The 21913-nt window shown below is 63.0% G+C and carries 26 protein-coding genes and 1 tRNA gene; 16 read left to right on the forward strand and 11 right to left on the reverse strand.

Annotated elements, in window-relative coordinates; genetic code table 11:
• Positions 1-176: 176 nt before the first annotated feature.
• Positions 177-1367, forward strand: coding sequence for a YbfB/YjiJ family MFS transporter (locus ACVCMJ_RS02030; protein ID WP_447079796.1), 1191 nt, complete (start codon positions 177-179; stop codon positions 1365-1367).
• On the opposite strand, the gene ACVCMJ_RS02035 is transcribed toward ACVCMJ_RS02030, so the two are convergent.
• Positions 1364-2338, reverse strand: coding sequence for a zinc-binding dehydrogenase (locus ACVCMJ_RS02035; RefSeq protein WP_447079797.1), 975 nt, complete (start codon positions 2336-2338; stop codon positions 1364-1366). The genes ACVCMJ_RS02030 and ACVCMJ_RS02035 overlap by 4 nt on opposite strands.
• 119 nt (positions 2339-2457) lie before the next feature.
• Between ACVCMJ_RS02035 and ACVCMJ_RS02040 the strand changes: the two genes are divergently transcribed.
• Together ACVCMJ_RS02040 and ACVCMJ_RS02045 are read left to right on the forward strand one after the other, a co-directional pair.
• A complete protein-coding gene (locus tag ACVCMJ_RS02040; protein WP_447079798.1) occupies positions 2458-3345 on the forward strand; it encodes a pirin family protein in 888 nt (295 codons plus the stop codon).
• Positions 3346-3399: 54 nt separating this feature from the next.
• A complete protein-coding gene (locus ACVCMJ_RS02045; protein WP_447079799.1) occupies positions 3400-3639 on the forward strand; it encodes a hypothetical protein in 240 nt (79 codons plus the stop codon).
• On the opposite strand, the gene ACVCMJ_RS02050 is transcribed toward ACVCMJ_RS02045, so the two are convergent.
• Positions 3636-4598, reverse strand: a complete 963-nt coding sequence (locus ACVCMJ_RS02050; RefSeq protein WP_447079800.1) for a LysR family transcriptional regulator — start codon at positions 4596-4598, stop codon at positions 3636-3638. The two genes, ACVCMJ_RS02045 and ACVCMJ_RS02050, sit on opposite strands and share 4 nt — an antisense overlap.
• 228 nt (positions 4599-4826) lie before the next feature.
• On the opposite strand from ACVCMJ_RS02050, the gene ACVCMJ_RS02055 reads away from it, so the two are divergent.
• The 11 genes from ACVCMJ_RS02055 to ACVCMJ_RS02105 all read left to right on the forward strand — a co-directional run bounded on the left by ACVCMJ_RS02055 (position 4827) and on the right by ACVCMJ_RS02105 (position 15605).
• Positions 4827-5858 (forward strand): ABC transporter substrate-binding protein, encoded by a 1032-nt coding sequence (locus tag ACVCMJ_RS02055; protein ID WP_447079801.1) that lies wholly within the window; start codon positions 4827-4829, stop codon positions 5856-5858.
• Positions 5859-5868: 10 nt separating this feature from the next.
• Positions 5869-6702 (forward strand): ABC transporter ATP-binding protein, encoded by an 834-nt coding sequence (locus ACVCMJ_RS02060; RefSeq protein ID WP_447079802.1) that lies wholly within the window; start codon positions 5869-5871, stop codon positions 6700-6702.
• Positions 6702-7469 carry an ABC transporter permease gene (locus tag ACVCMJ_RS02065; protein ID WP_447079803.1) on the forward strand — a complete coding sequence of 256 codons (768 nt, stop codon included), beginning with the start codon at positions 6702-6704 and terminating at the stop codon, positions 7467-7469. The genes ACVCMJ_RS02060 and ACVCMJ_RS02065 overlap by 1 nt, the downstream gene beginning before the upstream one ends.
• Before the next feature lie 10 nt (positions 7470-7479).
• Complete coding sequence (locus ACVCMJ_RS02070; protein ID WP_447079804.1) at positions 7480-8277, forward strand: ABC transporter permease; 798 nt, start codon at positions 7480-7482, stop codon at positions 8275-8277.
• A 25-nt stretch (positions 8278-8302) separates the two neighbouring features.
• On the forward strand, positions 8303-9592 hold the full coding sequence (locus ACVCMJ_RS02075) for a Rieske 2Fe-2S domain-containing protein (RefSeq protein WP_447079805.1): 1290 nt from the start codon (positions 8303-8305) through the stop codon (positions 9590-9592).
• Between the two features lie 29 nt (positions 9593-9621).
• Positions 9622-10584: a PDR/VanB family oxidoreductase gene (locus ACVCMJ_RS02080; protein ID WP_447079806.1), complete on the forward strand. Its 963-nt coding sequence runs from the start codon at positions 9622-9624 to the stop codon at positions 10582-10584.
• Positions 10581-11777: a Gfo/Idh/MocA family protein gene (locus ACVCMJ_RS02085; RefSeq protein WP_447079807.1), complete on the forward strand. Its 1197-nt coding sequence runs from the start codon at positions 10581-10583 to the stop codon at positions 11775-11777. The genes ACVCMJ_RS02080 and ACVCMJ_RS02085 overlap by 4 nt, the downstream gene beginning before the upstream one ends.
• A 20-nt stretch (positions 11778-11797) precedes the next feature.
• The gene (locus ACVCMJ_RS02090; RefSeq protein ID WP_447079808.1) at positions 11798-12589 is read left to right on the forward strand and encodes a class II aldolase/adducin family protein; all 792 of its coding nucleotides are present in this window, start codon (positions 11798-11800) and stop codon (positions 12587-12589) included.
• Between the two features lie 266 nt (positions 12590-12855).
• Positions 12856-14070: an MFS transporter gene (locus ACVCMJ_RS02095; RefSeq protein WP_447079809.1), complete on the forward strand. Its 1215-nt coding sequence runs from the start codon at positions 12856-12858 to the stop codon at positions 14068-14070.
• Positions 14071-14148: 78 nt separating this feature from the next.
• Positions 14149-14811: an ABC transporter ATP-binding protein gene (locus tag ACVCMJ_RS02100; protein WP_447079810.1), complete on the forward strand. Its 663-nt coding sequence runs from the start codon at positions 14149-14151 to the stop codon at positions 14809-14811.
• Complete coding sequence (locus tag ACVCMJ_RS02105) at positions 14808-15605, forward strand: ABC transporter permease (protein WP_447079811.1); 798 nt, start codon at positions 14808-14810, stop codon at positions 15603-15605. The genes ACVCMJ_RS02100 and ACVCMJ_RS02105 overlap by 4 nt, the downstream gene beginning before the upstream one ends.
• On the opposite strand, the gene ACVCMJ_RS02110 is transcribed toward ACVCMJ_RS02105, so the two are convergent.
• Positions 15597-16097, reverse strand: coding sequence for a DUF1993 domain-containing protein (locus tag ACVCMJ_RS02110; RefSeq protein WP_447079812.1), 501 nt, complete (start codon positions 16095-16097; stop codon positions 15597-15599). The genes ACVCMJ_RS02105 and ACVCMJ_RS02110 overlap by 9 nt on opposite strands.
• A gap of 214 nt (positions 16098-16311) precedes the next feature.
• On the opposite strand from ACVCMJ_RS02110, the gene ACVCMJ_RS02115 reads away from it, so the two are divergent.
• Positions 16312-17133, forward strand: coding sequence for a spermidine synthase (locus tag ACVCMJ_RS02115; protein WP_447079813.1), 822 nt, complete (start codon positions 16312-16314; stop codon positions 17131-17133).
• A gap of 38 nt (positions 17134-17171) precedes the next feature.
• Positions 17172-17248 (forward strand) — tRNA-Val (locus tag ACVCMJ_RS02120).
• Positions 17249-17313: 65 nt separating this feature from the next.
• Here the strand turns inward: ACVCMJ_RS02120 and ACVCMJ_RS02125 are convergent.
• From ACVCMJ_RS02125 to ACVCMJ_RS02160, 8 genes are all read right to left on the reverse strand, one after another.
• Positions 17314-18618 carry a tyrosine-type recombinase/integrase gene (locus ACVCMJ_RS02125; protein ID WP_447079814.1) on the reverse strand — a complete coding sequence of 435 codons (1305 nt, stop codon included), beginning with the start codon at positions 18616-18618 and terminating at the stop codon, positions 17314-17316.
• Positions 18619-18864: 246 nt separating this feature from the next.
• Positions 18865-19524 (reverse strand): hypothetical protein, encoded by a 660-nt coding sequence (locus ACVCMJ_RS02130; protein ID WP_447079815.1) that lies wholly within the window; start codon positions 19522-19524, stop codon positions 18865-18867.
• Entirely contained in the window at positions 19497-19703 is a 207-nt protein-coding gene (locus ACVCMJ_RS02135; RefSeq protein ID WP_447079816.1) for a hypothetical protein, read from the reverse strand. The genes ACVCMJ_RS02130 and ACVCMJ_RS02135 overlap by 28 nt, the downstream gene beginning before the upstream one ends.
• On the reverse strand, positions 19700-19921 hold the full coding sequence (locus ACVCMJ_RS02140) for a hypothetical protein (RefSeq protein WP_447079817.1): 222 nt from the start codon (positions 19919-19921) through the stop codon (positions 19700-19702). The genes ACVCMJ_RS02135 and ACVCMJ_RS02140 overlap by 4 nt, the downstream gene beginning before the upstream one ends.
• The gene (locus tag ACVCMJ_RS02145) at positions 19918-20763 is read right to left on the reverse strand and encodes a hypothetical protein (RefSeq protein ID WP_447079818.1); all 846 of its coding nucleotides are present in this window, start codon (positions 20761-20763) and stop codon (positions 19918-19920) included. Before ACVCMJ_RS02145 ends, ACVCMJ_RS02140 begins: the two co-directional genes overlap by 4 nt.
• Positions 20760-21236, reverse strand: coding sequence for a DUF1566 domain-containing protein (locus tag ACVCMJ_RS02150; RefSeq protein WP_447079819.1), 477 nt, complete (start codon positions 21234-21236; stop codon positions 20760-20762). Before ACVCMJ_RS02150 ends, ACVCMJ_RS02145 begins: the two co-directional genes overlap by 4 nt.
• A 36-nt stretch (positions 21237-21272) precedes the next feature.
• The gene (locus ACVCMJ_RS02155) at positions 21273-21641 is read right to left on the reverse strand and encodes a DUF1566 domain-containing protein (protein WP_447079820.1); all 369 of its coding nucleotides are present in this window, start codon (positions 21639-21641) and stop codon (positions 21273-21275) included.
• 5 nt (positions 21642-21646) lie between these two features.
• Complete coding sequence (locus ACVCMJ_RS02160) at positions 21647-21817, reverse strand: hypothetical protein (RefSeq protein WP_447079821.1); 171 nt, start codon at positions 21815-21817, stop codon at positions 21647-21649.
• Positions 21818-21913 lie beyond the last annotated feature (96 nt).

Below are 21913 nucleotides of genomic sequence, written 5' to 3' on the forward strand. Positions count from 1 at the left end.
ATTGAGAGGGCTCCCCTGCGGGGATTGCCAGATCCCGTAGACCTCATGCGAGAGGCCTGCACAGCCCGGTGCGGCCGGCGATGGCTGTACGCCGCGACCTCATGCCGGCATACGGCCATCCGCTGGTCGGAAGGCTGTGTAGTAAGCTCGAATTCTTTCATTCCTCCGGGAAAATCATGCGGGAACGCTCTTGGGTACTCTCCAGTCTCGCGGGCGGCGTCTGCGTCTTGCTGGGCATCGGGCTGGCGCGATTCGCCTATACGCCGCTGATTCCCGCCCTGGTCGACGAGCACTGGTTTTCCATTGCCCAAGCCAACTATCTTGGCGCCGTCAATCTGCTTGGATACCTGATCGGGGCCGCTCTGGCGCATCGCGCCACATCGGTCTTTGGCTCGCGTCGGATTCTGGCGGTCGCTCTTGTCGTGACGGTGGTGAGTCTTTATGCCTGCTTGTTCGATTGGGGAGCCATCTGGTACGGAATCTGGCGCCTCGCCTGCGGCGTGAGTGGCGCTGTCCTGACCGTCGTGGGGGTCTCCGAAGCGCTGACCACTGTGCCTCGGGAACGCCGTCCGGCGGCTTCCGCGTTGATTTTTTCGGGTATTGGACTGGGCATTGCCGCCAGCGGCACCGTCGTTCCATGGCTGATCCGCTATGGCATCGCGGCGACCTGGGTGGCGCTGGGCACACTGGCGGCCGTGCTGGCGCTGTGGGCTTGGATGGCGGTGTGGCGCCACTTGGCCTCATCGGCGGGCGTGGTGGTTGCCGACACGGCCCATCGGCCTGTGCAGTGGTCGGTGGCGGGGGTCCTGCTGATTTTGCTTGCCTATGGTCTGGATGCTGTAGGCTTTGTCCCCCACACCCTGTTCTGGGTGGACTACATCGCCCATGAACTGGCCCGCGGGTTGGCCGTCGGGGCGGCATATTGGACGGCCTTCGGGCTGGGCGCAGCGGTGGGTCCGTTTGTGGCAGGAGGACTGGCCCAATGGCTGGGATTTCGTCGTGCGCTGGCCCTCGGCCTCATCGTCAAGGCCGCCGCCGTTGCGCTCCCGGTGTTTTCCGCATCGCCTGCGGCGTTGTTGCTTTCGTCCGTCCTGGTGGGTCTGCTGATTCCGGGTACCGTCGCGCTGACCTCCGGCTCGCTCATCGAGCTGGTGCCGCCTGAACGCCAGCAACAGGCCTGGGGTTGGGCCACGCTGTCGTTTGCCCTGCTGCAGGCCGTCGCCGGCTATGGCATGTCCTGGGCTTATGTCGTGCTGGACAGCTACCGGCCGCTGTTCGCCATGGCGGCGTCGGCGCTGCTGGTGGCCGCGGTCTGCGCCACCAGTGCGACGATGTGCCGGGTACCCAGGGTACTGGACGGCGCTTAAATCGGCTTCGAGAGCACGATCTTGCCTGTCTGGGCGTTGGATTCCATGTATGTGATGGCATCGGCCAGATGCGCGAACGGGAAGACGCGCGCTATGACCGGACGCATGCGTTCATGGGCGAACAGCGGCAGCACGTCGCGGATGACGCCGGAGACGATGGCGTGGCGCTGTTCCGGTTTCAACTGTTTGCTCGACACACCGAACAGATGCAGCCGACGGCTGTGCAGGGCCGCCAGGTCCAGCGGCGCGCTGGTGACGCCGTCCACGTATCCGACCGTAGCCAACCGCCCCTGAAGGGCCATGGATCCGACGCATTCAGCGAGGACGGATCCCCCGATAATGTTGACTACCAGATCGGCGCCGTGGCCTTCGGTGGCGGCCATCACAGCTTCCCGGAAGTCGGGTTGCCGCGTCGGGATCCCGCAATCCAGCCCGTGGCCGGCCAGATCAGTCAGCTTTCCCTGAGAGCCGGACGTGCCGATCACCCGGGCCCCCAGCGACTTCGCCATCTGCAACGCTGCCACGCCGACGCCCGAAGAAACGCCGGTGATCAGCAGCCACTCGCCCGTTGTCAGATGGCCTTGCATGACCAGCATGTCGTAGACCACCATGGTTGCAATGGGAGCGGCAGCCGCCTGGACCCAGGAAAGGTCGTCCGGTATTGGCATTGCGTCGCGTGCGTCGATCAGCACATGGTCGGCAAAGGCGCCCTTGCAACGTCCCATGACGCGATCGCCGACGTGGAGTCCTTGGCATTCCGGTCCTGTTTCGACCACTTCGCCGGCAGCCTCGATGCCCAGGCTGGTGAGCGCCTCCGAGCCCGAATGGCGCAGAGCGAGGATCTCGCCGCGATTCAGACCGGCCGCGCGCACCTGCACCAGAAGCTGGGAGGGTCCGGGGTGCATGAGCGGCACTTCCTGTGAGCTTGCGTGGATCCTGCCGTCAAGAATCTGGACGTAATGCCGTTGCATAGTGTCTCCAGGGAAATCGAGGGACTGTGGACGGCTACGATAGCACCGGCTCGCCTCAGGTTCAGCGACCTTTAACGGTATACGGCCTATCATGGAGGGCGAACTGTCGGGAGACTGCCATGAACGAGAATGCCAATCTGCTGATTGACCGGCGCATGCATGACCTGGGAGGCGGCTTCACCGTGGGGCGGGTCCTTCCTTTCAAGAAGCGCCGGATGGTGGGACCTTTCATCTTTTTTGATCACCTGGGTCCTCTGGATCTGGCGCCGGGGATTTCCAGGTTGCTGGATGTCAGGCCCCATCCGCATATCGGGCTTTCCACGGTCACCTATCTGTACAGCGGCGCCATCACGCACCGGGACAGCCTCGGATCCGAGCAGGAAATCCGCCCGGGAGAGGTGAACTGGATGACGGCCGGCAAGGGCATTACGCACAGCGAACGCCTGGAGTATGCCCGCGCGCACGGCGCGCTCATGCACGGCATCCAGTCGTGGGTCGCTCTACCTCGAGAACAGGAGGAAATGGATCCCGCTTTTCACCATCTCGAGGGAACAGCCCAGTTGCCGGAGTTCCGGGAAGACGGTGTGACCGGGCGCCTGATTGCCGGCTCGATCGATGGTGTGACGGCGGGTGCCGTCACCTATTCCCCGCTTTTTTATCTCCACTGGGAGATGGACGCGGGCGCGCGCCGGAGTCTCAGCGCGCAGTATCCCGAACGCGCCGTCTATGTCGCCCGGGGAGAGGTTGAAATAGACGGCCAGGTGATGCCGGCGGGCCGCATGCAAGTGGTCGACAGTGCCCGTGCCATGCAGATCATGGCGCGGCAGCGTTCGACGCTGATGCTTCTGGGTGGAGAACCCATCGGGGAACGGTTCATCTTCTGGAACTTCGTGTCTTCGTCCAGGGACAGGCTCGAGCAGGCTGGTGAAGACTGGCGTGCCCAGCGCATGAAGCTCCCTGTCGGGGATGATCGGGAATTCATTCCGTTACCGGAGACCCGCGCCTGATGGCGGAGTGTTTGGTATAAAGGTTTCTGTTGCGTGCCCCATGGGAGCAGGAAAATGTCCGCCAGAATGTTGAGCCGGTTCGGCGCCATGGTGTGTCTGGGTGTGCTGGTCGCGGGATGTTCGTCGCCACAACGGCGATCACAGGGTCCCTTGGAGCTCAGCAGCCCCTGCCGCCTGAACCAGGCAAGCTGCAACTACAACGGGCAGTACGAGCCCGGAGAGCGCGACTATGCGGAGCTTGAGGCCAGGCGGCTGAATCAGGCCGAGGTTCAGCGTTTGAGGCGGGGCTTCTAGCCTGTCTCCGTAGCTGACACGGTGGCCCAGTCAACGGTCGCGAACGCCGTGAGCAACTGGCCTCGCAACCAGCGAAGCCCGCTGTCCCGATGAAAACGCTCGTGCCAGTGCTGCATCACGATCATGGTGGGCGTCTCGAATGGAAGCGGGAAGACGCGGACCAGGCCTTGCTGCTTCAGAAACTGCGCGGCGCCGTTGGGGATGGTGGCGATCAAGTCGCTGATGCCGATGATGGGCAGGATGCCGAGTACGCTCTCGACACGCCAACTGACACGGCGCCGGATCCCGGCCTGCTCGATGGCAATGTCCGGTACCCAGTGGCCGCCGGTACCTACCGGCGAAATGGACAGGTGCTGTTCGCGTTCGTAGTCCTCCATCGACAGGTTTTTCCGCACGCGAGGATGATCATGGCGGACCACTGCCACGAATCCCTGTTTCAGAAGCTGTTGCTGGTACAGGTTGGGGGAGCCCAGTTGCGACATGAACGTGATGGCCAGGTCCACTTCTCCCGCCTCCATGAGCTTGCTGATGTCCTTCGTGATGGCTGAAAAATGAAACCGGATGCTGGGCGCGACGGTCCGCTGCAATTCCAGCAATCGCGGCGAGACGGACAGATAGCCTGAATTGATCATGGCGATCCGGAAGAGCCGGTCGGATGTGTGCGGATCGAAGTCCGCGCGGTCGCGCGTGGCGTTGAGCAGCGATTGATAGGCTTGCGTCAGCGAAGGCCGCAGGTCCAGGGCGAGCGGAGTGGGTTTCATGCCGTCCGAGGTCCGGACGAACAGGGGATCGCTGAAGCATTTGCGCAGGCGCGCCAGGCTCATGCTGACGGTGGGCTGTCCCAAGTTCAGGTGTTTCGCCGTCTGCGAGACACTGCCCGTGAGCAGCATCTCCACGAAGATCGCCAGCAGCTTGAGGTCGATGTTTTGCGCGGGCAGAGTCCCATTCGCTGGTTGCATTCGCTGAGCCGTCCCTATCAAGTTAATTGATATCGTACATCAACCTCAGGGCCTCGACGCTCCCTGCGATGATGATTACCCTACTGGTGTGTCGGGAAATTCCGTCGGGCCTGACGGATCAGGCGGCATGGCCCGTGTTCAATTTGGCAGATACGGGACCCGCACCCGCCGGTGGACCGACGGGGCGGACTGCGGACGCACTCAAAAAATACGACAGGAGACAAATACATGAAAAGCATCGCATCGCGACGCGCGTTTCTGACGGCGGGCGCGCTTGCTTCGGTGGCGCTGGCCACGGGGCTCGCGCCAGCATCGGCGTTTGCCCAGTCCTCTGGACTGGTGGATGTGAAATTCGTCATCAGCCACCGCAGTGCTCTGTTGACCAGTTTGCCGTCCTACCTGGCCGAGTTTGACGCTCCGGCGGGACTGGGCCTGTTCAAGAAGCATGGCGTGAAGGTGGATTTTACCGAGGGCAGCGGCGGCGGCAGCACGTTGCGGCTGCTCTCGACCGGCGATGTCGATATCGCCGAGGGCGGGGCGCCGGCAGCGTATATGGCGGCCCGTGTGGATCCCAACGTGGAGCTGGTGGGAGGCTGGTCCAATTCCGCAAGCGTGATGGTGTGGATCGCCCCGAAATCCGCCCACATCAAGTCCGTCCAGGATCTGTCAGGCAAGAAGCTGGGGTACAGCGGCGCCGGCTCCGCGTCGCAATATCTGATCAAGAACAGCACGGAACTCGCGGGCGTCAAGAACGTGCAGTTCGTCGCGCTCAGCGGAATGGGAGACAACTGGACGGCGTCCAAGGCAGGTGTGGTCACGGCGGGCTGGGCCATGGAACCCTTCCTGAGCAGCAAGCTGCTGCATGAGGATGCCCAGATCGTCCTGGCGCCGGGAGAGTACATCAAGCACTTCTATCTGGAAGGCATCGACGTCAACAAGAAGTTCGCACAGGCCCATCCGGAGGCGGTCAAGGGAGTCTTCCAGGCACTTTACGAAGCGGTCCAGTTCATTGAAAAGAATCCCGAGAAGGCGGCCGACATGGCCACCAAGTTCTTTCCCAACACGCCCCGCGAAGTACTGGCGAGCGGGATCAGCAACTACCTGAAGATCGGCGCCTGGAACATGAAGGTGGACCCGGACGGCTATCGGGCCAACGTCAAGGGCATGGTGGCCGATGGCCAGATCAAGGAGGCCTTCGATATCGGCAAGCTGCTCAATCAGAGCTACTGGCCGGAAAGCCTTCGGACCTCGTTCGAGTGAGGCGCGGGCCATGTCAGATGATCGCTTCCTGGAGATTCAGCATGTGGGCAAGTCCTACACCATTGGCCAGAAAGACGGTTCGCAGAAGACTATAGAAGTCATTCGCGATGTCAACCAGACGGTCCGTCAGGGGCAGTTCGTATCGCTGGTCGGACCCAGCGGATGCGGCAAGTCCACGCTGCTCGAGATGGTGGCGGGGCTCACTCCTGCCACGTCGGGCAAACTGGTGCTGAAGGGTGAGGAAATCACCTCGCCGCATCCGTCGCTGGGGATGGTGTTTCAGGAGCAGTCGATCTTTCCATGGCTGAACACCCTCGACAACGTAATGTTCGGCCTCGACATGCAGCAGGGCATGTCGCCTTCGGAGCGGCGGGACCGGGCGGCCTCAACCTTGCGTCTGGTCGGGCTGCATGGCTTCGAGTATGCGTTTCCCCGGGAATTGTCGGGGGGCATGCGCCAGCGCGTCGCGATCGCGCGCACGCTGGCGTTGGACCCCGACATTTTGTTGATGGATGAGCCGTTTGCTGCTGTGGACCCTCAGACGCGGATGTTCATTGGCGCGGAAATCCGGCGCATCTGGATGGAGACCAACAAAACGGTCCTGTTCGTGTCGCACGATATCAACGAGGTCGTGTTCCTCTCCCAAGAGGTCTGGGTGATGTCGCATCGGCCGACCAATGTACTGGAAAAGGTCCAGGTGGAACTGCCTGCGGATCGGGATATTTCAGTACTGGGCTCTCAGGGGTTTACCGAGCTGACCGGCTACCTGTGGGAGGTCATGCATAGCGAGTGGGCGGCGTCCCAGCCCGATGGGGCTCCGGTACAACCCCGGAGGGCGGCGTGATGTCTGGCTCCCGACATGGGTCGATGCCGCGGCCGGTCGTGACCATGTGGCTGCTCGTGGGGGCGGCGCTGCTCGTACTGCAAGGGATCACGCGGATGGGCTGGGTATCGCCGACGATCCTGTCAGCCCCCACCGATGTGGCGAGGTCGCTGTGGGAGATCGTTTCGACTGCCGCGTTCTACCGTGACTTTTCCCAGACGATCATCGAGACCACGGCCAGCATCGCGATTTCCATCGGGTTGGGAGTCCCCGTCGGGCTGGGTTTCAAGCTCGCGCCGCGCATCGGCCGGATGTTCGAACCCTACCTGATTGGCCTCTATGCGATGCCGCTCGTGCTGTTCTATCCGTTTCTGCTGGTTGCGTTCGGCCTGGGCCCGGCGCCCATCATCATCATTGCCAGCGCGATGGGAATCATCCCGGTGATCATCAATAGCTGGATGGCCTTTTCCAACGTCCCCGAAATCTATTACAAGGTCGCGGCGGTGGTGGGATGCACCGGCATGCAGCGATTTCGCCGGATCATCCTGCCCGCTGCGGCTCCGCTGCTGTTCGCGGGATTCAAGCTCAGCCTCATCTATTCCTTCGTCGGGGTGATCGTCATGGAATTCATGATCGGGAGCGTGGGGCTGGGGTTTCAGATCGACAACAGCTACAACGATTTCAAAGTGCAGGACATGTACGCGTATGTCGTGATCGTGGTGACGCTGGCGGCCGTTTTCAGCATGCTGATGTCGCGCGTGGAAAACCGGATGCGTCGTGAACAGTAGGGGAAAAACAGTGTCTTCCGCGTTGGCGAGTCAAAAGAAGCTGGATTGGCGGCCCAGGACCTCGTCGTCCGGCGGCACCATGATCATGGTGGCGGGGCTGGTTCTGGTGGGGCTGTTCGGCTTGGTGGTCTGGCAGTTGATGTCCTTGTGGCTGTTCGTGGTGCCCAGTCCGCTGGCCACGCTGCGTGCCATTGGTTTCGTGCACAACCAGGGGAACTTCGGCGGGGCGGCGGCGGCGACCTTCGTCAATGCCGTCGCGAGCTTCATCGCCGCGGTGGTGGTGGGTGCCGCGCTTGGCGTTGCACTGGGACGCAGCGATTATTGGTACCGGGTGTTCGAGCCGTTGATCATTGTCGGCGGTGCCATCCCCAAAATCATCATCTATCCCACGCTGCTGTTGCTGGTGGGGCTGGGGGCCCGATCCATCATCAGCATGGGTTTCATAGGCGGGATCTTTGCGGTGCTCATCAATGTGATGGTGGCCGTGCGAACCATGAATCCGATCTACGGGCGGGTGGCTCGGTCGCTCGCCATGAGTCCCTGGCGGGCGGCCTGGCGCATTTACTTGCCGGCCGTGTCGCTGCCTTTCATCACCGGCGTGCGCCTGAGCTTCGGCCTGGTGGTGGTCAACGTCATTTTTGGCGAGCTGTTTGCCGCCAAGGCGGGCATCGGCAAGCTGGCGCTGCATTTCTACGGACAGGCGCAGTATGCCGCAATGATGGTGGTCATCATGATTCTGTTCCTGTTCGGCACGGCGGGCTCCCTGCTCCTATGGGCAGTGGAGCGCCACCTGAAAAAATATTTTTGAGATCGGATTTCGAGGGAGACCGACGATGTTGTCCGCTGAAGAGAATGACTTGTTGTGCCGGGTGGTGGGGGATGCTCCCATGGGGCAGCTCATGCGCCGTCACTGGCAGCCCATCTGTCTGAAGGAAGAGGTCGCCGAGCCGGATGGGGCGCCGATCCGCGTCCATGTCCTTGGCGAGACCCTGGCCGTCTTTCGGGATACGAACGGCCGCGTGGGAGCGCTGGACGATGTCTGTCCGCACCGGGGGGCGTCCCTTTCGCTGGGCAGGAACGAGGAGTGCGGACTGCGCTGCCTATACCATGGCTGGAAGTTCGATGTGGAAGGCAACGTGGTGGAGATGGTGTCCGAGCCCGCCTCCAGCGGCTTCATGGAAAAGGTGAAGCAGAAGGCGTACCCCGTCGAGGAGTGGGCCGGGTTCGTCTGGGCCTACCTCGGACCCGAGGGGTCCGTGACACCGTTCGTGCCGCCCGTATGGGCTCCCACGGCCGATATCAAGGTGTCGGTGGCCAAGGTCGTCCTGTCCTGCAACTGGGCGCAGATCCTGGAAGGGAATATCGACTCGTCCCATAGCTCGAGCTTGCATTCCTCGGACATGGTGCCCGCCCGCGTGGATGCGGCCAAAGCCACCGAAAAGAACTGGCTGCGCCCGTCCACCGACAAGAATCCCAGACTGCAGGTGGAGCGCTGCTCCTACGGCTTCCGGTATGCCGCGCTGCGCCGCCCGATCCAGAACTCCGCCGAAGACGTCTACGTCCGCTCCACGGTGTTCATTGCGCCCAGCTCGGCGCTCGTTCCTCCGAATGACCGCTACAACGTCGCCAATGTCGAGGTGCCGATCGACGATACGCACACGATCTTTTACTTCATGGCGTGGGGCAATCCGTCCACGACACCCGATCAGGAGACTTGGCGCACGTTTCTCGGACAGCGGGTCGGCGTCGATCTGGACGAGCACTATCGGCCGCACCGCAACATCGGCAACAACTTCTGGCAGGACCGGCAGGCGATGAAGGCGGGCAACTTCACCGGCATCAAGGGATTTCCCAATCAGGATGTGGCGATGTGGACCACGATCGGGCCCATCGCGGATCGGACCAAGGAGCACCTGGGGGCAGGCGACCTGGCGGTGGTCGAGTTTCGCAGACAGATGCTCGATGCCGTGCGCCGCTTCCAGCAAGGGGAAGCCGCGATCGGTACCGGGGACCAGCGCATCCCGCCGACTGTGTGCTCCTTCCAGGGGGTCTACAGCAAGGCCGTGGACTGGCGCACTCTGGAGCCTGTGCCGGTCGGCGTCGAGCGACTGGCTGCGGTGTGATGACACGGACATCTGAAGGGATCTGACGCATGGCAGTTTCGGGATTGAGGCTGGGCTTGAGGTTGACCGTTGCGGCGAAGGCCGAGATCGCCGACCAGCTCTTCGGGTTTCGCCTGGTGGCGGCCGATGGTGGGGAGTTGCCCGCTTTCACGCCGGGGGCGCACCTCTCGATCGAGACCCCGGCGGGCATCGTCAACAAGTATTCGATCGCCAGCAGCCCCAGTGATCGGGGCGGCTATGATGTGGTCATCCAGCGCGAACCGGAAGGCGAGGGCGGATCCACGAGCATGGCCGATGAGGTGCAACCCGGTCGGGTCCTGGCGGCGTCCATGCCGGACAATGCCTTCGAATTTCTGCCCGGCGCTGCCCAGTACCTGTTCGTGGCCGGTGGAATCGGCATCACTCCCATCCACTCCATGGTACGGCACATGGTGGAGTCCGGGATGGACAACTTCAAGCTCTATTACCTCACGCGGGATGAGGCCTGCACCGCCTATCGCGACGAATTCCAGGCCGAACCGTTCCGGCAGCATGTGGTGATTCACCATAGCCGTCCGGGGACCGGGCGATTCGATCTCTGGCCAGTGTTCGAGAAGCCGCGCAAGGCGATGATTTATTGCTGCGGGCCGCGCGGCCTCATGGAGTCTGTCCGCGACATGACGGGACATTGGTCGCGCAGTGCGGTCAAGTTCGAGCGTTTTGGCGTGGACCGGGCGACGCGTCGCGAGGACCGGGCTTTTGACGTGACGCTCGCCCGGTCGGGCTGGGAGATCCATGTGCCGGCCAATTCGACCCTGCTGGAGGCGCTGCGGAATAATGGCGTCGCGGTCCGAAGTTCATGTGAGAGCGGAACTTGCGGGACTTGCATGACGCCTCTGGTGTCGGGAGATGTGGATCACCGGGACATGTGTCTGGAGGACGACGAAAGGGAGCATCAAATCATGGTATGTGTCTCGAGAGCCCGAAGCGGCCGGCTCGTGCTGGACCTATGACCAGGGAACCTTGCGTTCGGCCATTGCGGATCGGTGTGGCGGGGCTTGGACGCGCCTTCACGCTCATGCTGCCGACGCTGGCGGGAGACCCCCGGGTACGTTTGGTCGCGGCGGCGGATCCGCGGGCGCCTGCCCGGGACCTTTTCAGCCGCGATTTTGCCGGACCGGCCTTCGATACGGTCGATGGGCTGTGCGAGAGGCCCGAGGTGGAGGTGGTCTACGTGGCTTCGCCCCATCAGTTCCATGCCGACCATGTGTGCCGGCTTGCGGCCGCCGGGAAGCACATCCTGGTCGAGAAGCCGCTGGCCATTTCGTTGGATGAGTGCACGCGTATCGTAACCGCCGTGGAGGCTGCCGGCGTTGCGCTGGTGGTGGGGCCCTCCCACAGCTTTGATGGGCCTGTGCAGCAGGCGCATCGGATGCTGGCGGGTGGCGAGCTGGGCCGTGTGCGCATGGTGCACGCCTTCAACTACACGACCTTCCTGTATCGGCCCCGCCGGCCGGAGGAACTGGTGACGGCCCAGGGTGGAGGGGTGGTGTTCAGCCAGGCGGCTCATCAAGTCGATATCGCGCGTTTGCTGGGCGGCGGGCGAGTGAAGTCCGTTCGCGGGCAGGTGGGGGCGTGGGACCCGGAGCGCCCGACGGAAGGAGCCTATTCCGCGCTGCTGCAGTTTGATGATGGCGCCTTTGCGTCGGTGACTTACAGCGGATACGCGCATTACGATAGCGACGAGCTGTTAGGCGATGTCGACGAGTTCGGCCGGGACAAGGCGGCGGGGAGCTACGGCGCTGTCCGCCGCCGTTTGTCGTCCGTCGCGGACGCTGTCTCGGAGGCCCGTACCAAAACGGAAAAGAGCTACGGCGGCACGCATTACCAGCCGCCCGCGGGGCCGCGTGCTCAACACCATCCGCATTTCGGCCACCTGCTGGTGTCCGCCGAGGGGGCCGACCTGCGGGTCACGCCAGACGGCGTCTGGGTGTATTCCGATGATCAGCGCTACTTTCGCGAGACGCCACTTCAGGCAGTTCCGCGCAGCGAAGTCATTGACGAGTTGTGGAATTCGGTGCGGGAAGGCAAGCCGCCGGTGCATAGCGCGCGCTGGGGGCGCGCCACCACCGAAGTCTGCCTGGGCATTCTGGAGTCCGCCCGAACGGGCGCCAATATTGCGATGCGGTTTCAGGTTCAGCCATAGCGTGAAAGGAGGCTTCTCTGATGGCTTTTTCGAATGACAGCGTACGATCCGGTCCGGATCGAGGGACGGATGCCCGGGCCGAAGCCGGGGCGGCCGGCAGGGCTCTGGTAGCCGACCTGGTGACGGCCAACCATATCCTTTTTCACCAAGGCGTCCTGGACGCCTTCGGCCATGTGAGTGCCCGTGACGAACATAACCCTGACCGCTTCCTCCTGGCGCGCAACATGGCTCCGGCCCGGGTGACAGCCGGCGATATCCTCCAATTCACGCTGGATGGCGAGCCGGTGGACGCGGCGGGGTGCAGGGTCTATCTGGAGCGGTTCATTCATGCCGAAATCTACCGAGCCCGTCCGGACGTCATGGCTGTCGTGCACAGTCACTCGCCCTCGGTGGTGCCCTTCAGCGTGAGCCGCCGGACTCCCATGCGTCCGATCTGCCATATGGCCGGCTTCATGGGCGTCCATGTTCCGGTGTTCGAGATCCGGGATGCGGCCGGCGACGGCACGGACCTGCTCGTCACCGACGGGAAGCTGGGGGCGGCATTGGCTCGCTCCCTGGGCCAAAGTGCCGTGGTGCTGATGCGCGGACACGGTTCCACCGTGGTGGCCGATTCACTGCGGCGCGTCGTCTACCGTGCGGTGTACACCGAGGTCAATGCTCGCGCGCAATTGCAGGCGTCCCTGCTGGGCGATGTGACTTACCTGACCGAAGCGGAAGGCCTGAAGACCACCGGCGCGGTCGAGGGCCAGGCAGGCAGGGCGTGGGACCTGTGGGAGGCGGCGGCCCAGGCCGATCAGTGGCTGCGCGCCTAGTGTCCCGTTCGGTTGATCCTGATGTTTGAATTCGGCGCCTGCGCCACCCATATTGCGTTGCAAATCCTCGTGATAGCCCTTGCTGTCACTGCGGTTCGCGTCTTGTCTGGATGGCGCAGGCATCCGAATTCAACGACACAAACTAACCGAACGGGACACTATCGCCCTCGTGTTGACGTCGTCGGGTCCAGGGACTACCGTGAACGGCGTGTTCCTGCCGCAGCGGGTGTAGATCGCCTGCGGGTGGGGCGTCTTCGAGCCATGTCATGACCGTTTTGCAGGAGGTGGCGCCGCCCTCCATTCAGTTTGCGACCGAGCGCCGCATGCTTGCCCTGATCTGTTCCGCCGCTTTCCTGGTGTTCGTGCAGACTTTCATGGTGGCTCCCCTCATCCCGCGTCTGTCCACGGTCTTCGCAAGTTCCGTCGATTGGGTGGCGCTGGCCGTGCCGGCCTACGTCATCCCGCAGGGAATCGCCACTTTGTTGGGGGGACCGCTCTCCGACCGATTCGGCCGGCGTGGTGTCATCCTGGTTTCGTTGCTGCTGTTTGCCGTGCTGACCGCTGTCACTGCCTCGGCCGGGCAGGTGGGCGAGTTCATCACGTGGCGCGTCGTGACGGGAGTGAGCGCGGCCGGTATCGTGCCCATCGGCCTGACGCTGATTGGCGACGTGGTCCCGTTCGAGCGGCGCGGACGCGCAGTCGGGTGGCTTTTCGGTGCCATCGCCGGGGGCACTGCAACGGGTGCCGCGGCCGGCGCCTTGCTGGAGCCCTTGGTCGGCTGGCGCAGCCTGTTTCTGGGAGTGGCCGCGTTGTGCGCACTGCTGGCCGCCGTCGCCATGGCAGGGCATGCCTTGCCGCCGTGGCCGCGATCGTCGGCCGGACTTAGCGGGGCGGTGATACGCGGCTATCGGGACCTGCTGTCCCTGCCGCGTGCCCGTCGTACTTATGGCTACGTGATGCTCAACGCGATTCTCATTTCGGGTGTCTTCACCTGGCTGGGGGTTTATCTTCATGACCGCTTCGGCCTGGACGAGGTCGGCATCGGACTGGTGCTGCTGGGGTACGGCATACCCGGCCTGGTGTTCGGGCCGCTCATCGGCCGACTGGCGGACCGGTATGGCCGGGCGCGCATCATTCCGCTGGGTGTGGCGCTCACCGGACTCTGTGCGCTGCTGCTGGCGCTCCCTCTGCCGTTGAACGGGGCTCGGGTTGCCATTGTCCTGCTGTCGCTGGGCTTCGATCTGACTCACCCGTCGCTGGCCGCCATCACCACGGATCTGCAGGGTGGGCGCGGGCAAGCGGTCGCGCTCATGGCATTTTCCCTGTTCACCGGATTCGGCCTGGGGAGTTTGCTGTTCCAAGCCGCCACGGTTCTGGGGTTTGCCGGTGCTCTGGCGCTGTTCGGGGGCATTGCGTGGATCGCGGCGGCAGCTGCCGTCCTGTTGTTTCGTGAGGAGCGTCCGCGCAAGATCGCTGGGTGATGATATATTCTGGCCGCCTGCCACTTGCCGCTTCCGGATCCGCGGCGGGGCGCAACGATCGGACGGTTTCAGCATTCCATGCAAGGTTCCCAACCCATTCTGCTGTCTGTGCACGGCTTGAGCTGCTCCGTTTCGGGGCGCCAGTTGTGGCATGCCGTCGGACTGGAAGTCGGTGCGGGGGAACGGTGGGCAGTGACAGGCCCTTCGGGCAGCGGCAAGACGGTGTTCCTGCGGACGCTGGCGGGGCTGATGCCGCGCCAGGCGGGCGAGATCCAACTGCGGGGCCAATCGTTCGATCGGGTGTGGGTGCCGGCCTGGCGCGCGCAGATCGTGTATGTCCCGCAGCGTCCGGCACTGCCGGAAGGCAGCGTGCAGGCGGCGTTGGCCGCACCCTTCAGGTTCCGTGCCCATCGCGGCCGCGCATTCTTATCTGAAGATGCCGGCCGCTACTTGGCGCAGGTCGGGATCGCAGCGGATTTCCTGCGGCAGGACGTGGCCACGCTGTCGGGTGGAGAAGCTCAGGTGGTGGCCGTGCTTCGTGCGCTGCTCATTCAGCCTTCGATCCTGTTGCTGGATGAACCCACCGCATCCCTGGACCCGGCCCGTGCCGGGAAGGTCGAAATGCTGGTCCACCACTGGCAGTCTGCGGCGCCGGACCGCGCGTGCGTCTGGACCAGCCATGATCCCGCTCAGTTGACCCGTGTGAGCGATTTGCGGCTCGCGATCGGAAGCCCTTCGTGAAGCCGTCCTATCTGGAAATCGGCAACTGGCAGCTGGCATTTTCCGCCGGCCTGATTCTGGTCAATCTGCTGCTGTCGGGCTGGCTGCGCCTCGGGTTGACGCGCAGCCTCGCCGTCGCCAGCGTGCGCATGGCCGTGCAGCTTTTGCTGGTGGGCCTGGTGCTGGACTACATCTTTGCACTGGACCGGCCATTGCCGGTGGTGGCGATCGGCCTGGTGATGACCGCGTTTGCGGGGGTCGCCGCAGTCAACCGCACCCGGAGGCGTTTCGCGGGCATCTACCTGAATAGCGTGCTGTGTGTTTTCGCGGCATCCTATGTGGTCACTGGCGCCGCGCTGCTGGGTATCCTGAATGTGGAACCCTGGTATCGCGCGCAGTATGCGGTTCCACTGCTGGGGATGGTGCTGGGCAACCTGATCAATGGAGTATCACTGGCCTTGGGCCATTTCATGGACGGTGCGATGCGCGACCGCGATCTGATCGAGGGCGACTTGGCGCTGGGCGCGACTCGCTGGGAGGCGGCGCATCCGCTGATCGTGGCCAGTCTCAGGACAGGCATGATTCCCACGATCAACTCCATGTTGGTGATGGGAATCGTCAGCCTGCCGGGGATGATGACCGGCCAGATGCTGGCGGGGGCGGCCCCCGCGTCGGCCGTGCGCTATCAGATCGTGATCATGTTCATGATCGTGGCCGCCACGACCCTGGGCACTTTTGGAGTGGTGCTGCTGGCGTTTCGCGTGGTGTTCAGCCGGCAGCACCAACTTCGTGTGGACCGGTTGAGACTACCCTAGGAAGTCCTTCTTGCCGATCTGTGTTCCGGCGACACGCAGGATGTCGTAGGCCGTGGTGCAGTGGAAGAAGAAATTGGGCAACGCGTAGTCGGTCAGGTACGCCAGCCCTTTGTAGTGCAGTTCCCCGGTACGGGTAGGGCGCGTGAGGTCGCGGCCTTCGGCACTGTTGATCTGTTCGGGTTGGAACGTGTCCAGGTAGGCGATGGCGGCGGCGATGCGATCCTGTGCCTGTTTCAACGTCGTTTCGGTGTCCGGGAATGACTTGGGGTCCGTGCCAGCCATGCGCGCCGCGGTGCGGGCGGCCGTGTCGCAGGCGATCTGAATCTGCTTGATGAGCGGGAACATGTCGAAGACCAGCCGCTGCTGCAGCAGGCCGTCGGGCGCGGCCCCCTTGTCCTGTGCGTGGGCCTGGCCTTTCTTCAGGACGTTGGACAGGTTGTGCAAGGCACGTTTGAAGACGGGAATCGAAACCTCATACATTGTGATGGCCATGTGAACGCTCCAGAAAAAACGGCGGATTCCGGGCTGCGGGGCGCGTCTGGACGTCAGGGTACAGATCGGCGGGGCAGCGGGCGGGGACCCCGGATGTTTGGCGGGATCCGATACGGATTGTAGTGAGGATTGGGCGTATGTCGCTGGGCACCGCAAAGGCGGTGTTGCTTTGGCTTTAGAATTCGAAAAGCCATTCTTTTCGGAACCGTTCCAGATGTCACGCGCCCCGCAGTCGACTTGGCAGATCGCCGCTGCAGCCGATGAGCCCACGCTCTCCGAACAAGACGGCGTGCGTTACCTGCATTTCAATTCCGAATGGGTCCAGGGGGCCATGCGTCTCGCGCGTCCCTCGGCGCTGGAGCTCGCCTACACGCGACAGATGATGGCCTGGCTGTTGTTCCTCAAACCGGCTGCCCGTGACCGCGTCGGGATCCTGGGGCTGGGGGCGGGCTCACTGCTGCGCTTTGTCCTGCGTCACACGCGGTGCTCGGTCGAAACGGTGGAACGCAATGCCGCCGTGGTGGCCATTTGCCGGAGCTGCTTCCGGCTTCCCGGATCGGCGCGCTCCACGGTGGATCTGGCCGACGCCCGCGACTGGATCGCCGCTCCGCTCAGGGGGGGCCGCTATCGCGCGCTGATGGTGGACCTCTATGATGCCCAGGCGCAGGGGCCTGTTTGCGGCGATGCGGATTTCTATCGGCACTGCTGGCGGGCGCTGGACGAGCCCGGCATCATGTCGGTGAACCTGTTTGGACATCACTCGAGCTTTGGGTCCAACCTTCAGAACATCCGCGCGGCATTTGGGGATCAAGTGGCACTCCTCCCCGAAGTTGATGAGGGCAACACCGTGGTGCTGGCATTCAAGGGAGCCTTCGTGCTGCCGGACCTGCATGACTGGCTCAGCTGCGCCCAGGCGCTGGAGTCGCGCACCGGGCTTCCAGCGCAGCACTGGGTGCATGCCCTGCTGTCATCGCCCGCCTTGTGGCTCTGGTGGCGGGGTGACCGGGGCGCAGGTACCGAGGTCGGCGCCATTTGACATCCCGATTTTCACAATCCTATAATCCACGTTCTTTCAGGCGGTTAGCTCAGTTGGTTAGAGCGCTACGTTGACATCGTAGAGGTCGCTGGTTCGAATCCAGTACTGCCTACCAAAAATTCGGCAAAGGTTGCCCAGCCGAGCCAAAAAAGCCGCGCCTCTCCTATGAAGCGCGGCTTTTTATTTGCAAGGGTTGCCAAGCGGTGCCAAGCCCTTCAAAGGTCGTTTGGGGGTATGGATGGGGGTATGGATTTTTTCGATGGGGGTATGACTGGCGCATTCGTCCAGGTAGTCCGACCACCACTGCATCAGGGCGCAGCGCTCATCCCAATATTTCGCATGGTTGTAAGCCTCGCGGACCTTGTTCTTTTCCTTGTGCGCGAGCTGGCATTCGATCACGTCCGGCCTGATGCCGCTGCGTTCGTTCATGATGGTGCTGGCCAGCCCCCGGAAGCCGTGGCCGGTCTGCTCGCCCTCAAATCCCATGATCTTCAGCGCCTTGTTGATCGTCTCGGAGCTGATCGGTCCCCTTGGGTTGCGCACACCGGGAAACAGGAATTCGTGGCGGCCTGAAAAGTGCCGAAGCTCCTTGAGTAGCGCGATCGTCTGGCGCGACAGAGGAACCAGGTGGCTCTCCCCCCATTCCTTCCGGATCTTGGTTCCCTTCATCCGCGCAGCCGGGATTTCCCAAATGGCAGCCTCCAAATTGAATTCCGACCATCTAGCCCAGATCAGCTCCTTGGTGCGCAGGAAGGTCCGCGCCATCAGTTGCATCGCGTACCGCGTCTCTGGGCGGCCGTGATAGCTGTTGATGCGCTGCATGAGCAAGGGGATGGAGTCTTCCCTCACGTGGGGGAAATGTTGGACGGGCGGGCGTTCAGCCAGAAACTGGGGCAGATCCTGGGTGACGCTGGCGTGAACCTCACCAACACCAACGGCATAGCCGAACACCATGCCGACGGCTTCCAGAACGCGGGACGCCATCTCCAGGGCCCCGCGCTTTTCAACGGCCTTGACCGCATCCAGAACCATTTTGCCCGAGATCAGGTCCATGGGTGCGTTGCCGAAATATGGGTAGGCGTTTGCTGTGAGGGCGTTCTTGATTCTTGAGTGATATCCAGCGCTCCAGGATTCCCTTTTGATGTCTAGCCACTCTTCGGCGACTACACTGAATACCCGCTTTGTGGAGGTATCGGGGCTTCGCGCTGGCGCATGGCCGGGATCGATGCCGCTGGCCAGTTGCCGCTTCGCTTCCTCCCGCAGGGCTCGCGCCGCGACCAGTCCGATTTCAGGGTAGGCGCCGAGCGTGTGGATGTTTTCTTTCCTGCTGACCGGCCGGCGGTACTTCAGCCTCCATCGCTTCTGCCCGGTGGGCAGAGTCTCCAGGTACAGCCCCCCGCCGTCGAACAGGCGGTTTCCGCCGTCAGCGTTGTGCCGTGCGCGGCGACACTGCGAGTCCGTCAGTGGGGGGATTTTCTTGGCCATTGCTTCTGTATCCGTTGGGGTCCTTGAGCCATGCCAGGATGGCCGCGCCTTGCCATGCCGTGCAGGCCCCGCCGATGCGGATCGGCGCGGGAGCAGCGCCGCCCAGAACGCGCTTGCGCCAAGTTTCCCGGCTGAATGGAATCCGGTCGGCGAACTCTTTCCAACGGTATAGGCCTTCGGGATGGATCTGGACAGCACCATACTGCGTATCCGCCTGCATTCCTATCGGGTGATGTTCGGATGAGATCATTGGCAGTCCTTCTCATCGAGAATCGGGTAGTCCTTCGCGGCGCCCTTCAATTCGATCGTGACGGGGCCTGATCGCATGTCTCCGGTCATGGTGCCGTCCAGTTCTGCCCGTTCGTGCGGGCGCAGGTTGTGCCATTTGGCGATGATGCAGTCTTCGTGCTGCAGCCCCCTTGGCTGATCGCGCTCCATGGACCCAACGGATATGCCGCGCTCTTCGCACCACGCTTCGGCTTCCCAGCAGGCTTCGAAGTTGCAGCCCGGGGCGTCGAACACGATCCGGAAAGTGCCAGGTTTCGGATCGACCAATCGACCTGGATGACTCGCCTTTGTTGGCTGATGGGAATCTGTCATAGGGTTTTCCATAGGGTTGTCCACTGTGGCTGTGGGTAAGTCAGGGCAGTCACCAGTTAGCGACAGAAATGCGGGGCCGAACGGCGTCTCTACGACGTGCCTGCCCTGGGCTGCGGCTTCAGCGATGTGCGGACGCACAGCAGCAAACAGGCGCTCGGCGCTTTCCTTCTGCTGTCGCTGGTACGCCTCGATGGCGGCACGCTCAATGGCGCGGGCATATTCGGTCATCCGCTGCCATGGCTTCATGGACCGCCGGACTTGATCGATCTGCTCGTCTGTCAGCGCTGGGGTGTAGGTGTCAGCCATGGTCGGCCCCCCTCCGCCGCAACTTGCGCATTGACTTCGGCTATCAGCAAGTCAATCGGGTTGTCGTCGCCCGGCAGACCACGGGTGAGTTGCAACTCCCGGATAAAATGGCTTGGGCCGTTCAGAGCGCGCAGCACTGTGATCAATGCAGCGGCGTTTACGGTTACGGTTTCCATCATTCCCCCTTCGCCGCACGGGCGGCGGCCCTGTCGTATGCCTTCAGCATGCGTTGCTGTGCCGCGCTCGCAATCTTGATGACGCGCTGCACGTCAGCCTCTTCACGCCCTCCCATGCGAGCAGGCGACGCCGACCCTTCCAATATGCTGGTTACGCAGTCCCAAACGTACAGTGCGGACATCGCCTCTGCAGCCTCTTCGATGTGGTTGTGATCCATCATTCCTCCTTCGCCGCACGGGCGGCGTCATATCCCCGATCGAAGCCGTCCTCGAACAGGATTCGCGTCTCTATCGTCTCAGGCAAACTTGGTCGGGCACTGAAGTAGCTGTCTGATGCGGCATTGCACCCAGCTTCTTTCAGAGCCAGTATGTGTTCCGCATCCTCCCGATCCTGGGCGCTGGGCTGCGCCTGTGCGGCAACGGGGGGGGTGTAGAGTTTGGTTCCGTCTGGATAGCGGAATGGATCGCTGACGCACCAGTACAGCGCCCGTTCGCCGCGACGGCCACAGATTTCCGCCACCGGCTCCTGCGCTACAGGGGCGGCACCGAACCAGTACGGCAACGTCTCAGTAGGCTTGCAGCCGTTGACCTCGCGCCCATCGTTGAAACGGATGCCGTCCGGGTAGCGGTAGGCATAGCCGTCTGGCGGCTCCGCGCTCGCGGCAGGCTGGCCCCAGTGCTTTCGGACGCAATCGGCGAAGCGTCGGATGTCGGCCGTGCCAATGATCATGGGCATACCCCCAGCATGGTGTCGCGTGATCCCAGCGCATCCGAGAAGGTCTTCGTCGCTCGGTGCCGCAGTGGTCGTGGCAGGCTGGCTGCTGCCGTAGCGATCAAGCGCCGTACGAATGAGCCGGACGGAAAAACTGCGCCACTCGAAGCTCGGCCGCATCTCGCGCCACAGAGTGTGTATGTCGTCATCGCTCGGCACCATTTTGCGGGCGTGCGCAATATGCTGGCGGTCGGCTTCGACTGCGGCGCGTGCATAAGCACGGATTTCATCCGGGTCATAGCCGCGTGGGCCGGGCATAAACATCGGTGGCAGTTTGATATCGTCTTTCATGCGCCTTCCTTGGGTGTGTTGATCGCCACTCTGCGGACCGCTACGGCGCGAAGCCGATCGTTCTTGCGGTAGTAGTCCTGGCCGCCGTAGTCGAAGTCCTGGCACCAGGCGTAGCTGGAATCCTTGACATACGTTTCGGCAGACCAGTACGCCGCCGGCTGAAATCCGCGCAGGTTGGCGAATAGCAGCGACTGCTCGTGGCGCGTGGGCAGATCCCCACCCACGCCCTTGGCCCACGCCAGTGCGTCTTCATGGTTCAGATCCTCTTCGTCGCCGGCGAGCAGGATCAGGTGGTGCGACGGCTGGCCGTCGTCATCCAGGATGATGCCGGCGTAGCGCTCGCCGGCGGCGAGCTCGATCGTCGCCTGCGGAATGCCGTAGGAGGTCGGAGCCTGCTGGCGCACGTATGCGTCGATCAGACCATTCACGCGTGCCTGTTCGGCCTGGATTGATTCGAGAGTGACTGTGGTCATGGTTGCCTCAAGAAAAAGAGTCAAATGGATGAAGAACTAAATGGGCAATCTGCGGACGGCCACGGCGCGAAGCCGACCGCTCTTGTGGACGTAGCCCTGGCCGCCGTGGCCGAAGCTCTGGTACCAGGCGTAGCTGGAGTTGCTGTGGTAGACCTCGTTGGTCCAGTAAAAATCCTTCTGCATCTGATCGCGGTTACGCTCCCAGATCAGGCCCAGCTCGACGCGGGTCGGCAGGTCGCCGCCCTGGCTCTTGGCCCAGGCCACCTGATCTTTCCAGGGCGCGTCCTCGTGATCGCCGGGCAGCTGGATGACGTGGTGCAGGTTGCCCTGCTGATCGCCGATGGCGCCGATGTAGGTCTCACCCTTATTGAGGGTGGGCATGGTGATATCAATCTTGGTTGTCATGGTGTTCATCCATTGGAATTTGCCATCCCGGCCAGTGCGCCGAAGGCTAGGGCGAGAGAGATAGTGGCGATAAGGACAAGTCCGCCATAGGCGTGCAGCGCGTAGCCTGCAGAGCAGCTCGCTATGGACGCTGCGGCGGTAATGGCCGCGTTGAATGCTGCTGGATTACTTTCCATCGCTCTCTCCTTGTTCCTGCGCGGACACATCATCGTCTGGACCCGCATCAACCCGACCAGCGCCGCCGCATTCTGGGCATGGAAGAACGTAGTCGT

This window comes from Castellaniella sp. UC4447_H14, assembly GCF_052978285.1.

Bases quoted from the DNA above. Each gene is read 5' to 3' on its own strand.
- ACVCMJ_RS02045 (WP_447079799.1), top strand. From the start codon at position 3,400: ATGTCCGCCAGAATGTTGAGCCGGTTCGGCGCCATGGTGTGTCTGGGT.
- ACVCMJ_RS02085 (WP_447079807.1), top strand. From the start codon at position 10,581: ATGACCAGGGAACCTTGCGTTCGGCCATTGCGGATCGGTGTGGCGGGG.
- ACVCMJ_RS02155 (WP_447079820.1), bottom strand. From the start codon at position 21,641: ATGACAACCAAGATTGATATCACCATGCCCACCCTCAATAAGGGTGAG.
- ACVCMJ_RS02130 (WP_447079815.1), bottom strand. From the start codon at position 19,524: ATGGCTGACACCTACACCCCAGCGCTGACAGACGAGCAGATCGATCAA.
- ACVCMJ_RS02035 (WP_447079797.1), bottom strand. From the start codon at position 2,338: ATGCAACGGCATTACGTCCAGATTCTTGACGGCAGGATCCACGCAAGC.
- ACVCMJ_RS02125 (WP_447079814.1), bottom strand. From the start codon at position 18,618: ATGGCCAAGAAAATCCCCCCACTGACGGACTCGCAGTGTCGCCGCGCA.
- ACVCMJ_RS02040 (WP_447079798.1), top strand. From the start codon at position 2,458: ATGAACGAGAATGCCAATCTGCTGATTGACCGGCGCATGCATGACCTG.
- ACVCMJ_RS02100 (WP_447079810.1), top strand. From the start codon at position 14,149: ATGCAAGGTTCCCAACCCATTCTGCTGTCTGTGCACGGCTTGAGCTGC.
- ACVCMJ_RS02095 (WP_447079809.1), top strand. From the start codon at position 12,856: ATGACCGTTTTGCAGGAGGTGGCGCCGCCCTCCATTCAGTTTGCGACC.
- ACVCMJ_RS02060 (WP_447079802.1), top strand. From the start codon at position 5,869: ATGTCAGATGATCGCTTCCTGGAGATTCAGCATGTGGGCAAGTCCTAC.
- ACVCMJ_RS02140 (WP_447079817.1), bottom strand. From the start codon at position 19,921: ATGATGGATCACAACCACATCGAAGAGGCTGCAGAGGCGATGTCCGCA.
- ACVCMJ_RS02065 (WP_447079803.1), top strand. From the start codon at position 6,702: ATGTCTGGCTCCCGACATGGGTCGATGCCGCGGCCGGTCGTGACCATG.
- ACVCMJ_RS02150 (WP_447079819.1), bottom strand. From the start codon at position 21,236: ATGACCACAGTCACTCTCGAATCAATCCAGGCCGAACAGGCACGCGTG.
- ACVCMJ_RS02080 (WP_447079806.1), top strand. From the start codon at position 9,622: ATGGCAGTTTCGGGATTGAGGCTGGGCTTGAGGTTGACCGTTGCGGCG.
- ACVCMJ_RS02055 (WP_447079801.1), top strand. From the start codon at position 4,827: ATGAAAAGCATCGCATCGCGACGCGCGTTTCTGACGGCGGGCGCGCTT.
- ACVCMJ_RS02090 (WP_447079808.1), top strand. From the start codon at position 11,798: ATGGCTTTTTCGAATGACAGCGTACGATCCGGTCCGGATCGAGGGACG.
- ACVCMJ_RS02110 (WP_447079812.1), bottom strand. From the start codon at position 16,097: ATGGCCATCACAATGTATGAGGTTTCGATTCCCGTCTTCAAACGTGCC.
- ACVCMJ_RS02030 (WP_447079796.1), top strand. From the start codon at position 177: ATGCGGGAACGCTCTTGGGTACTCTCCAGTCTCGCGGGCGGCGTCTGC.
- ACVCMJ_RS02115 (WP_447079813.1), top strand. From the start codon at position 16,312: ATGTCACGCGCCCCGCAGTCGACTTGGCAGATCGCCGCTGCAGCCGAT.
- ACVCMJ_RS02160 (WP_447079821.1), bottom strand. From the start codon at position 21,817: ATGGAAAGTAATCCAGCAGCATTCAACGCGGCCATTACCGCCGCAGCG.
- ACVCMJ_RS02145 (WP_447079818.1), bottom strand. From the start codon at position 20,763: ATGAAAGACGATATCAAACTGCCACCGATGTTTATGCCCGGCCCACGC.
- ACVCMJ_RS02050 (WP_447079800.1), bottom strand. From the start codon at position 4,598: ATGCAACCAGCGAATGGGACTCTGCCCGCGCAAAACATCGACCTCAAG.
- ACVCMJ_RS02075 (WP_447079805.1), top strand. From the start codon at position 8,303: ATGTTGTCCGCTGAAGAGAATGACTTGTTGTGCCGGGTGGTGGGGGAT.
- ACVCMJ_RS02135 (WP_447079816.1), bottom strand. From the start codon at position 19,703: ATGATGGAAACCGTAACCGTAAACGCCGCTGCATTGATCACAGTGCTG.